Genomic DNA, 11,596 nt, shown 5'->3' with positions numbered 1-11,596 from the left:
CGTTCCGGCTCATCGCTGTCCTGCCGCTCCGCTCAGGCCACCGTCGACTCGGAGGAGCCGTATCCGTCGACCTCGCTCAGTTGTTGCTCGACGAACGCTGCCGCTCGTTCCTCCGCCTCCAGTTCGGCGGCGTGCAGGGCGTCGTCGTCCAGCAGGTGGTCGACGGAGGATTCGGTCATCGCGCGGTCGGTGAAGACGAGGGGGCGTTCGGTCTCGGTGATCAGGTGCTTGACCACCTGGACGTTGCCGTTGACGTCCCAGACGGCGATGCCGGGGGTGAGGGTGGGGATGATCTCCACCGCCCAGCGGGGCAGGCCAAGGACGCGGCCCGTCGCCCGGGCCTCGTCCGCTTTCTGGGCGTAGATCGTCCGTGTGGACGCCATCTTCAGGATGGCCGCGGCCTCCTTGGCCGCCGCGCCGTCGATGACGTCGGACAGGTGGTGGACGACCGCGACGAAGGACAGACCGAGGCGGCGGCCGAACTTCAGCAGGCGCTGGAAGAGCTGGGCGACGAACGGGCTGTTGATGATGTGCCAGGCCTCCTCGACCAGGAAGATGCGCTTCTTCCGGTCGGGGCGGATCCAGGTGTGCTCCAGCCACACGCCGACGATCGCCATGAGGATGGGCATGGCGATGGAGTTGCGGTCGATGTGGGAGAGGTCGAAGACGATGAGGGGCGCGTCGAGGTCGATGCCGACCGTGGTGGGGCCGTCGAACATGCCGCGAAGGTCACCGTCGACGAGACGGTCCAGGACCAGGGCCACGTCCAGGCCCCAGGCCCGTACGTCGTCTATGGCGACGTTCATCGCCTCCGCGGACTCCGGTTCGGGGTGGCGGAGTTGCTCGACGATGTCGGTGAGCACCGGTTGGCGTTCGACGATCGTCTCGTTGACGTAGGCGTGCGCGACCTTGAGGGCGAAGCCGGAGCGTTCGTCCAGTCCGTGGCCCATCGCCACCTCGATGATCGTCCTCAGGAGGGCCAGCTGGCCCGTCGTGGTGATCGAGGGGTCGAGGGGGTTGAGGCGGATGCCCATGTCGAGGGCGGCCGTCGGGTCGAGGCGGATGGGAGTTATTCCCAGCTCCTCCGCGATGAGGTTCCACTCGCCGACGCCGTCCTCGCCCTGGGCGTCGAGGACGACGACCTGGCGGTCGCGGAAGCGCAGCTGCCGCAGGACGTACGTCTTCTCCAGGGCCGACTTGCCGTTGCCGGACTCGCCGAGGACGAGCCAGTGCGGAGCCGGGAGCTGCTGGCCGTAGAGCTGGAAGGGGTCGTAGATGTAGCCCTTCCCGGAGTAGACCTCGCGGCCGATGATCACGCCGGAGTCGCCGAGGCCGGGGGCGGCGGTCGGGAGGTAGACCGCCTGGGCCTGTCCGGTGGAGGTGCGGACCGGCAGGCGGGTCGTCTCGACCTTGCCGAAGAGGAAGGACGTGAAGGCGTCGGTGAGGGCGGAGATCGGGTCCCTCATCAGCGCTTCACCTCCAGGTGCGGTTGGATCGGATGGTCCCGCATCGCGATGGCCCTACCTTCGGATTCCGGTGGCGAACGGGAGCGTGTTGACGAAGGCCCGGTGGTGTTCGCGGTCGCACCACTCCAGCTTGAGGTACGACTTGCCGGCCGAGGCCCTTATCGTCCGCTTGTCGCGGGCCAGTGCCTCCGGGGAGCGGGAGGAGACGGTGATGTACCCGACGAGGTTGACGCCGGCGGCGCCGCTCGCGAGGTCCTCGCCGCGCTGGTCGAGGCGGGAGTGGGAGGCCACGTCACGCGGGTCGACCGTGCGGTTCATCTTGGCGGCGCGGGACGCCTCCGCCTCGTCGTTGGTCTTCTCCGTCAGCATGCGCTCGATGGCGACCTCGGTGGGTTCGAGGTCCATCGTGACGGCGACGGTGCGGATGACGTCCGGGGTGTGGACCAGGAGGGGCGCCAGGAAGTTGACGCCGACCGGGGTCATCGGCCACTCCTTGACCCAGGCCGTGGCGTGGCACCAGGGGGCGCGGGTGGAGGACTCGCGGGTCTTGGCCTGGAGGTAGTCCGGCTCCATCGCGTCCAGTTCGGCCGGCCAGGCGTTGCGCTTGGTCATGGCCTGGATGTGGTCGATGGGGTGGTCCGGGTCGTACATGGAGTGGATGAGGGAGGCGAGGCGGCCCTGGCCGAGCGGCTGCCGTACGCGGATGTCGGCCTCCTGCAGGCGCGAGCAGATGTCGGTCAGCTCGCGGGCCATGACGACGGCGAGGCCGGCGTCCTTGTCCAGCTTGCGGCCGTGGGGGCGGGCGGCGCGGGCCATGGCGTGGCCCTCGGCGGCCAGTTCGCGGGTGTAGTGCATACAGGCGACGAGGTACGCGCGGTGCTGCTCGCTGCTGGTGGAGACCATGGACTGCAGCTGGTCGTACGACTGCTGGAGCCAGCCGGGGGCGCGGTCGTCGCCGCGCTGGGCGACGTCCTTGGCGTGGGCGTCCGGGTCGGCGGGGAGCGTGCGGGCGAGCATCTGGAGGCGGGTGACGAAGCCGTCGCCGTTGGCCACGTGCTTGAGGAGGGTGCCGAAGCGGTCGACGAGGGCTTCCTGGTCCTCGGAGTCGCGCAGCCCGACGCCCGGGCCCTCGATCTCGATGGCGGCGGTGACGGTCCGGCGGTCGGCGTGCAGCAGGACGGCGATCTCGTCGGGGCCGAAGGGGGCGGCGAGCCAGGTGATGCGGCCGATGCCGGGCGGGGGGCCGACCTCGACCTCACGGCCGTCGAGGCGGGTGCCGGCCTCCATGTTGGCGGAACGGTACGTCGTGCCCTTGCGCAGGCTGCGCTTGTAACTGCGGTTGATCTCGAACCACTTGTAGAAGGTCCGCCGCTTGTACGGGATGTACACGGCGGCCAGCGCCAGCATCGGGAAGCCGGTCAGCAGGGCGATGCGCGGGACGAGCACCGGGACGAGGAGGCCGCACATCATGCCGAGGAACGCGCCCGCGATGATCAGCGCGATCTCGCCGGACTCGCGGTTCCGGCCGATGATCGCGTTCGGCCGGGCGCGGCCGATCAGATAGGTACGGCGGGGCGTGATCGCGTGGGACAGGTGGGAATCGGTCGTCAACGCCCTTCACCTCCGGTGCGGTTGTTGCTGCTGTTGCGGGTGTTGCCGGCGTGCGGGGTGTTGATGGGGCTCGAACGGGGCGGGGGTGCGGCGGAGGGGACAGTTCCGCCGCCTCCGCTCGCGCTGCGCGAGCTGTGGGCGGCCACGCCGCCGGATGCGGGGTTGGACGGGCGGGGGGTGCTGCTGCCGCCGCCTCCGCCGTTGTTGTCGGCCCGGGAGCTGTGGGTCTTGATGCCCTGGGCGACGAGGGTGGCGGGGGAGCTGATGACGGCGGCGGCCTTGCCCTCGGCGCCGCGCATGATCCGGTTGTTGCGGGAGTTGGCGATCTCGTCGCCGAAGCCCGGGACGAAGCGGTAGATCATCGCCGAGGCGAAGATGGCGAGCAGGATGATGGCGAGGCCGGAGACGACCGCGGCGAGGGAGTCTGGGCCGTCCTCGGTGGTCAGGGCGCCGGCGAGGCCGAGCACGATGACGATGACGGGCTTGACCAGGATGATCGCGATCATGATGCCCGCCCAGCGGCGGACGTGGCCCCACAGGTCCTTGTCGACGAGGCCGGCGTAGACGACGACGCCGAGGAGGGCGCCGACGTAGAGGAGGACGGCCCTCAGGTACAGCTCCAGGTACAGCACGCCGGCGGCGACGATGGAGACCAGCGACACCAGGATCAGCATGATGGGGCCGCCGCCGATGTCGTTGCCCTTCTTCAGGGCCTCGGAGAACGTGCCGAAGAACGTGTCCGTCTGGTTGCCGGTGGTCTTGGCGATGATGTCGCTGACGCCGTCGGTGGCCGAGACGATGGTGTAGAGGATGAGCGGGGTGAAGGCGGAGGCCAGCACGGTCAGCCAGAGGAAGCCGATGGCCTCCGAGATGGCCGTGGTGAACGGCACGCCGCGGACGGCCCGCTTGGTGACGGCGAGGAGCCACAGCACGAGCGTGAGGATGGCGGAGGCGGCGAACACGACCGCGTAGTGCTTCAGGAACGTCATGTTCGTGAAGTCGACGTTCGCGGTCTCGTTGACGGCTTCGGAGAGCTTGTCGACGGTCCAGGAGGCGGCGTCGGCACAGCCTTGGGCGAGGGAGGAGAGGGGGTCGAGGGTGGTGGTTACGTCGTTGGGGAGGGTGTTGGTGTCGGCTTTTTCGCCGGCGCCTCGTTCGCAGTAGTCCTTGGCGGGGCCGACAATGAGGTCACAGCGGTCGTCCGAGGGTGAGGGCGACGGCGTAGGTGTGGGCGCGGCGGCTGCCTTGGTGGCCAGCAGAACGGCCGCGGTTTGCACGGTGGTGAGAACTGCGGCGACCTTGAGTACGTGGTGCGACTTACCGGGCATAAGTGAACCCTCCGTACTCCTCGACGGCCTTCGAGATCTCGTCAGCCGTCGAGACCTTGTTGTCACCGTTGACCGGCGCGGGGCCTTCCTTCTGGGCGAAGCTGTCGACCTTCCAGTCACCGTCGGCCCAGCGCAGCTTGAGGGTCATGGTGAACCAGTCGCTGGTGACGGGACTGGTGGTCTCCTCCGACGCCATGCCGAACACGCCAGTGCACCAGACATCAACGGTCGCTGTGCTGTCCGAGTAGCTGGTGGTCTTGGTGCCGACCGGCATGGTGCGCGAGACGTAGGTGCTACCGGACGGCGCGTTGCCCTCCGCGTCCAAGCCCACGTCGGCCAGGAAGTTCGAGTCGTAGGCCCTGTTGAGCTTGTCCGCCAGGTCGGCCACCTTCTCGGCGACGAAGACCTGCCGCACGATCTCGCTCCGCCGCTCTGGCTTGAGGATGTCGGCCGAGACCAGCACGACGGAGTAGTTGGCCGCCGCTGATTCGGCGCCCTGCTGGTCGTGGGCGAAGCCGGAGGGGATGCCGCCGGTCTTCGTGGTGACCGGCCGCTCCCCCGAAGCCGCCGTAGGGGCCGTTTCCGGCTTGTCCGCGGTGGAGCCTCCGGACGTGTCGGAGCCTCCGCCGCCCCGGTTCGCGAAGGCGATCGCGGCGATGAGGAGGACGACCACGCCGACGACGGTGACGAGGCTTCTGGAGGAGGAGCGAGGTCGGCGTGGCGCGCCGCCATAGGGGGCGCCGTCGCCCTCGGGGAGGCGTGTCCGGGTCTGGCCGGTGCCGGCGTACCCCCCGTACGCCCCGTCGTCCCCGGAGCGCGAGGACTCGCGGTACCCGTGCTCGTCGCCGAGACTCATGCCGCGGTCGCCCCTTCAACTTCGACGTCGTACCGAAAGGCGTAGCAGTACGACGGTAGCCGCGCTGGTTCCCGCGCGGGCGCGGTGTGGAGACTCGACATCAGGGAAACGCAACCTCAGCCGGTGGGCACGACGGACGGGTGGGGTGGGAGGGGAACCGGGCGAGGCCGGTGGTCCGGCCGGGGCGGGTGCCGGCGGCCGCGCTACACGGCCATGCCGTACACGATGGTGAAGAGCGTGCCCAGTGAGCCGATGATGAAGACGCCGGTGAGGCCGGCGATGATGAGGCCCTTGCCCTGTTCGGCGCTGAAGGTGTCGCGCAGGGCGGTCGCGCCGATGCGCTGTTTGGCCGCACCCCAGATCGCGATGCCGAGGCAGAGGAGGATGGCGACCGCCATCACGACCTCGATCATCACGCGCGCCTCGTTGCCCAGGTCGCCGAAAGGCCCCCAGTCCGGGGCGATTCCGCCGATGATGGTGGTGATGTCGCCCTTGTCGGCCGCAACGAACATGTAAGTCACCGCCCCTAGTGGGTAGTTCTGTGTGTCTGTGTGTCTGTGTGTCTGTGCTGGTTGTGCGCTTTGTGTGCGGCACGTACGCCTCGGCGTCCGCTCCGCACGCCTCCGCGCGGTTGCGCAGAGGTCGGGCCCATTCTCGCCGACAATGACGCTGTCGTATGTCGACTTGACGTCATTGATTGGCGGGTTTCGTACGGATCCCTTGCCGCCGGCCCGCGCGGGACCCTAACGGGGGGCGCGGAACGGTAAACGAAGGGTCGTATCGTCACTCTGTGTATCACGGCAGGTCACGCCGGGCAATGAGGATCAAGCGGAACCTGTGGTGTGGTTCCGTCGTTATTCCCCTTCTGTGACCTCAGGAGGCCGGGCCTGTCCCGCTTCTGACGGGATGTCGACCCTGGCTCACCCCTTCTTCGTGGGTTCGAGTGTGCCTGATGGGGACGTAAGGGTCGTGTGTGGGGGCCGGGGTGCCTCTGAAGGGCGAGCTTTGGCCAGAAGTGCATGGGATCGCGATCGCAATTTTGGTACAAATGATCGACTGGGTGTTCCGGTGTCGCGGCGTCAGGTGTGCGGGCGGAAGGCCGGGTTGAGGGAACGTATCTGCTGCTAAGGCGTCCACGGGGGTAGGCGTGAGCGAGGACAGGCCCGTTGTCTCGGCCGAGATACCGGAGTTCACGGGAAATCTGGAGCAACTGGAGAAGGACGCCGGTGACATCGCGTTCGACGGGATGGCGGTCGGCGCGGCGGGGCTGCTGATCGACGCCAACTTCAATCTGCTGGAACCTTTCTACAAGGCTCCCGAGGCCGACCAGCTCTTCGCGACGACGGCGCCGGTCGCGGTGGCCGGGCAGGACCTGCAGACCGAGCTGGGCACCGTCTCAAAGGCCCTGCTCGACTACGCGGCCGAGGTCCGGCCGCTGGTGGACCGGCTGAACTCGCTGCGCGAGGAGGCGGCGGCGTTCGAGCGGCGCGTCGCGGACGACGAGGACTGGGTCGCGGACGGCGATCTCATCGACGAGAACACCGCCCGACGCAACGCGGTCAACGCGGCCTGGACCGCTTTCCAGGCCGCCGAGCGGGCCTGCTACAACAAGATCGTCGCGCTGGTCGGCGGCGAGCCGCTCGCCGTCGGCGACGGGTCGGACAAAGAGAACACGTACGGCTACCGCGCCGAGGACCTCAACAACGCCGCGGGCCTGCCGTGGGGCGACGTCGTCGAGGAGTCCAACCCCTGGTACTACTTCCATGAGCACGCCTGGGACTTCACGGTCGGCTTCGTCGTCGACGGTGTGTGGGGCACGATCAAGGGCCTGGGCACGCTGGTCGGCTTCAACGGCTGGGACGCGGCGGGCCAGGCCTGGGTCGGCCTCGGCAAACTCGCCACCGGCATCCTGATCACGGGAACGCCGCTCGGCGCGGCGTACTGGCTGACCCCGGCCGACAAGCTCCCCTCCTGGCTGCGCGACTCCCGCACCGCCGTCGTGGAGACCGGCAAGGCGCTGATCGCCTACGACGAGTGGGGCAAGAACCCCTCCCGGGCGGCGGGAGCGGTCACCTTCAACGTCCTGACGACCGTCTTCACGGGCGGGGCGGGCGGAGCGGTCGCGGCGACCGGCAAGGCCGGTGCGATCGCGAAGGCCATCTCCTTCGCGGGCAAGGCGGGGCGGATCGTCGACCCGATGACGTACATCGCCAAGGGCATCGGCGGAACGGCCGTCAAGATCAGTGACGTCATGGCCGGGCTGCGGGGCATCACGAACGGCACGCACATCCGGCTGGGCGAGGGCACGTACCAGATCGCCGACCCGCCGAACATCGCCGACGACCTCCCGGCCGGCCTCACCCCCGAGAACTCCGTCCGCATGACCACCCCCGAGGGCGAGGTCGTCTACCTCGACACCAAGACCCTGGTCATGCACAACGCGGACGGGACGGTACGGGAGTCCCTGGATGCCATCCGGCACGAGCGGACGGCGGAGCAGCGGGCGGGGGAGGCCGGGGCACCGAGGGCTGCCCGCGAGCATGAGCTGGTGGGCGCCGGGGCCGGGACACGGGCGGGGGACACTGCGGCGGTGGGGGGCCGCGGGGGTGACGGCCTCGGCGGTTCCGGGGGCCGTACCGGCGAGAACCCGCCGGTGGGCCGCGGTGATACGGGCGGCACAGGTGGCGGCCGGGGTGGCGGTGGCGGTGGCCTGGACGATCTCGGGCGGAACGGGGACGACGGGCTCGGGGATGGGGGCCGGACCGGTGATGAAGCTGCCGGGGCCGGGCATACGGCTGACGACGGGGCCGGGGGCGCGGACGAGGGAGAGCAGCCGCCGAAGCGGACCCCGGAAGAGGCGAAGAAGATCGTCGAGGAACAGATCAGGAAGGCGAACGACCCCGATAAGACCTGGTTCGACAAGTACTACCGTTCGGACGGCCACCGTTGGAGCACCAAGGCGACCGACGAGAACGGCGATCCGCTGCCCATCCTGGCTAAGGACGAGCACGGCAACTGGATCGCGAAGGACTCCCTTCCGTCCAAACCGGGCGAGCGGAGCTGGGCGGACGACGGGACGTACGACTGGGGATCTGCCCCCGCCCATGAGATCGACCACCTTGAGGACGCGGCGAGGAACCGTCAGCTGTCCAAGGACCTCACGGCTGCCGAGAAGACGTACGAGGCGCATCCCACGAAGGCGAATGCCAAGGCTCTTGCCGACGCGCAGGAAGCGTTTCGGCAGGCGATGCCGGACCGACCGAACAACAGCTCCATATCTGAGGCGCTGGGCGAAGAAGCGGCCGCGCGGCACGTCATCCCGAACAAGTATCCGGACGCCCAGTGGATCGACCTGCCCAAGACCTCCAACGGCGCCAACATGTTCGACCAGCTCTACCGGCTCGACGACGGAAGTCTGCTGATCGTGGAGGCGAAAGCACCGCAGAGCGGGCTGATGTGGCGAAAGGGTGCCGGTGCCGCAAAGGGCTGGATGGTCAAACAGGGGACGCAGGACTACGTCCTGACCATCATCAGCGAGATGCAGAAGAACTCGGAACTGCCGGCGCGGGACAGCGCCGGCAATCCGGTGCGCAACAGCGCCGGGGAGACGGTGACCAACGGTGACATCGCGGGTGACATCCTGCGAGCGCTTGTGGGCCGCAAACTCAAGTACGTCATGGTGAAGGCCAACGAGAGCACCGGCTCGTACGCTGGTGCGAAGCTTGAGCACTTCAACCTTTACTGATGGGGAGAAAACCAGTGGTCACGAGCATTCCTCGCCACGACCACTCCATGGCCGACAAGGCTTCGGGTATCCGGTCGCTCGACGAGACCGCCTCCTGGCTCTTGGAGGTCATCGAGGAATCCGACATCGCCCGGGCGCAGGTGATGGAGTCGACGCTGATCCTGGCTGAGACGCGGTGTGCCGCGGATGCCGAAGCGACGATGTTCGAGACCTGGGAGGCCTGGGTCACGGCCATGCAACTGGGATCCGCGCTGTTCGCCGCCGCCGTCGCTGACGAGGGCACCACGGTGGTGTGTCGGATCAAGGAGAAGGACTGGCGCCTCCCCGCCACCGGCCCCCAGTCCCATCTGAACGCAGGAACCTGGGTCAACTCGTACTACCTGGCGCTGATCTGCCGTGACAAGGAGCGTCTGACGCAGTTGGCCCACGTACCGGTTTCTCTGCTACGTGCCTCAGGTGCGGTCTTCGACGACTACATCTATGCCTGGGTGGAAACCCTGCAACGTCACTGGCTCCGCGAGGGAGACGTCTCCGCAAAGCTGGTCGAGGCCGTCGACGGAACCGGCCCGAATGCCGCCCGGTACGCCGACCAAGAGGTGATGACGCATCTCCTGTCCCCGCCGATCATTCTCTTCTACCGCATGCTGCGAGGGGATCACGACCAGTTCAACGAGGCACTGGTGGACGCCCTGCGACACCACAAGCTGTACTGGAGCGCCGACGACGAACGGGCGGTCAACAGTGACGGTCTCGTCGCCCTCGGCCCTCTCGCCATCGCCTGCTTCGCCCGCGAGCGCGGCATCCCCATCGAGGTCGAGTCCGAATATCTGCCCAAGGCGCTGCTGGAATTCGCCTGGGAGGGCGAGATCGACATGTGAGCCGATCGTTGGCGGCACCGCCGAGAGCGCGCGAGCCGACGTGGCACCACCCCGCCAGGGGCAATTCTCGCAACAGATACGCTCCCCGGCATGATTACCCGCATTCGTCGTCCGTCGGCGCCGCGCGCGGCCTCGTCCCTTCTCCTGCTCACCCTCGTCGGCTGTGGTTCCGGCGACGGGGCGGGTCCCACCGACGACAAGCCTGCGCAGAGTGCCCCCTCTTCCGCTTCGCCTCAGTCCTCGCCGTCTCCCACGTCCAGCGTGAACGAGGACGGTACGGCGAAGGCGGGGGCGAAGGCGAAGCTTGGGGAGCCGGTCCTGCTCCGCTACGAAGGAGGGACGAAGTCGGGCGTTCTCGAGGTCACCGTCACCGGGATCGAGAAGGGCAGCAAGGCTGATGTGGCCTCGCTGGGGTTGGGGGACGACGCCAAGAAGATGACGCCGTACTACGTGCGGGCGACCATCAAGAACGCGGGCAAGAACGATCTCTCCCACGCGGCTGTCGATCCGCCCAGCGGACTGCTCGACGACGGGACCGCCGCCCGGCAGCTCCTGGTCATCGGGACCTTTGCCACCTGCGACTCCTATCCGAAGACGAAGAAGTTCCCGCCCGGAGCCTCGTACGAGACGTGCGCGCCGGTTTTCGCCGACCCCGGCACCGAGGTCACGGGTGCGGCATGGACGGGACAGGGCTACCCCGACTTCCCGCCCTCCGCGGGAGTGACATGGACACCGTGAGGCGAGTTCGCGCTACGGGTTCTGTCTGAGGCGTTGTCAGTGGCCACGGCTACGTTGAGGGCATGAGTTCTTCTCTGAGTGTGTATCTGCTGGACGTGGCTGCCACCCGGGCGCTGGTCGGGTCCGGTGACCAGCAGTTGTTGGATGTCGTGCGGAGCGAGTTCGGGGACGACCTGGCGCGGGACGACGAGTGGTTCGCGTCCGAGATCGAGGACGGGGCGCCGACGGCGTACGAGGCGTTGCGGGCCGTCGTGCACGGGGGGCCGTTCGGTGAGGGTGAGGACAAGGAGCATGCCTTTCAGTACGGGTATGCGTACAAGCGCCTGTGTTCCCTCACGGGGTCGTTCCTGGACAACAGTTGTTTCACCCCGCATCGCGGCGACTGGCTGTCGGTCGTTGACGAGGGGTTGAGCGCACTCGGGATCACCGCGGTGTCCGTGGAGGAGTTCGGGTACGGCGGTCTGCCGGCCCCGCTGCCGTCGACGTACATGCCCGGCTGCGGTGAGTGGAGGCACGAGCAGTGTCTCCGGGCGTTGGAGCAGTTCGAAGCGACGAAGGCGGCGGGCGCGGAGCCGCCGCCGCTGGAGCCGGAAGTCGTGGAGGCGGTCATGCAGGTCCTTCAGTGGCTGCGGCACGCGGCGTCGCGACCCGGGTTCGGGGTGATCGGGTTCAAGTCCTGAGGGCAGCGGCAGCGGCAGCGGCTTTTCCCCCTGCCTCTTAGCCTTCCGGCATGGGTGACTACTACGAGCTGCAGCTCAGTCTCGATCTTCCTGCGTCCCTTCCGCCCGAAGATCTCACCTTGTTGCGTTGGCACTTGGGTGAGGGACGCGACGACAGGTTCGGAGACGACGGTGACGGAGAGGCTCCAGGCGGGTACGAGTACCCGCTCTTGGCCGGGCGAGGGGCGGCCTGGCGGGTCAGCGGCGCCCTGGTGGGGGAGCTGTGCGAGCGGGACCGGGGGTGGGCTCTGACGG

9 protein-coding genes and 1 pseudogene are annotated in these 11,596 nt (G+C 68.3%); 5 read left to right on the top strand and 5 right to left on the bottom strand.

The genetic code is table 11. The features are described 5' to 3' along the window. Positions 1 to 32 precede the first annotated feature (32 nt). The 5 genes from GWK25_RS40560 to GWK25_RS40540 all read right to left on the bottom strand — a co-directional run bounded on the left by GWK25_RS40560 (position 33) and on the right by GWK25_RS40540 (position 5,773). Complete coding sequence (locus GWK25_RS40560) at positions 33 to 1,466, bottom strand: ATP-binding protein (protein ID WP_033525049.1); 1,434 nt, start codon at positions 1,464 to 1,466, stop codon at positions 33 to 35. A 54-nt stretch (positions 1,467 to 1,520) separates the two neighbouring features. Continuing rightward, positions 1,521 to 3,077, bottom strand: a complete 1,557-nt coding sequence (locus tag GWK25_RS40555; RefSeq protein ID WP_215456543.1) for an SCO6880 family protein — start codon at positions 3,075 to 3,077, stop codon at positions 1,521 to 1,523. Beyond that, positions 3,074 to 4,405, bottom strand: a complete 1,332-nt coding sequence (locus GWK25_RS40550) for an energy-coupling factor transporter transmembrane protein EcfT (protein ID WP_215456540.1) — start codon at positions 4,403 to 4,405, stop codon at positions 3,074 to 3,076. The genes GWK25_RS40555 and GWK25_RS40550 overlap by 4 nt, the downstream gene beginning before the upstream one ends. Beyond that, a complete protein-coding gene (locus GWK25_RS40545) occupies positions 4,395 to 5,261 on the bottom strand; it encodes a hypothetical protein (RefSeq protein WP_215456538.1) in 867 nt (288 codons plus the stop codon). The genes GWK25_RS40550 and GWK25_RS40545 overlap by 11 nt, the downstream gene beginning before the upstream one ends. Before the next feature lie 203 nt (positions 5,262 to 5,464). Next, the gene (locus tag GWK25_RS40540) at positions 5,465 to 5,773 is read right to left on the bottom strand and encodes a hypothetical protein (RefSeq protein ID WP_033525053.1); all 309 of its coding nucleotides are present in this window, start codon (positions 5,771 to 5,773) and stop codon (positions 5,465 to 5,467) included. Between the two features lie 635 nt (positions 5,774 to 6,408). On the opposite strand from GWK25_RS40540, the gene GWK25_RS40535 reads away from it, so the two are divergent. From GWK25_RS40535 to GWK25_RS40515, 5 genes and pseudogenes are all read left to right on the top strand, one after another. Further along, on the top strand, positions 6,409 to 9,006 hold the full coding sequence (locus tag GWK25_RS40535; protein ID WP_215457984.1) for a hypothetical protein: 2,598 nt from the start codon (positions 6,409 to 6,411) through the stop codon (positions 9,004 to 9,006). Between the two features lie 47 nt (positions 9,007 to 9,053). Then, a complete protein-coding gene (locus GWK25_RS40530) occupies positions 9,054 to 9,884 on the top strand; it encodes an immunity 49 family protein (protein ID WP_215456533.1) in 831 nt (276 codons plus the stop codon). A gap of 261 nt (positions 9,885 to 10,145) precedes the next feature. After that, positions 10,146 to 10,622 (top strand): hypothetical protein, encoded by a 477-nt coding sequence (locus tag GWK25_RS40525; RefSeq protein WP_215456531.1) that lies wholly within the window; start codon positions 10,146 to 10,148, stop codon positions 10,620 to 10,622. A 62-nt stretch (positions 10,623 to 10,684) separates the two neighbouring features. Beyond that, the gene (locus tag GWK25_RS40520) at positions 10,685 to 11,302 is read left to right on the top strand and encodes a hypothetical protein (RefSeq protein ID WP_215456528.1); all 618 of its coding nucleotides are present in this window, start codon (positions 10,685 to 10,687) and stop codon (positions 11,300 to 11,302) included. A 50-nt stretch (positions 11,303 to 11,352) separates the two neighbouring features. Then, positions 11,353 to 11,596: pseudogene (locus tag GWK25_RS40515) on the top strand (hypothetical protein); the annotation flags it as partial.

Origin of the sequence: Streptomyces sp. ATCC 21386 (genome assembly GCF_018728545.1) — a bacterium.
In the GTDB taxonomy this organism is placed as follows: Bacteria; Actinomycetota; Actinomycetes; order Streptomycetales; family Streptomycetaceae; genus Streptomyces.
Note: the sequence above shows the minus strand (reverse complement) of the source record. Positions and strands in the feature narration are given on the sequence as shown.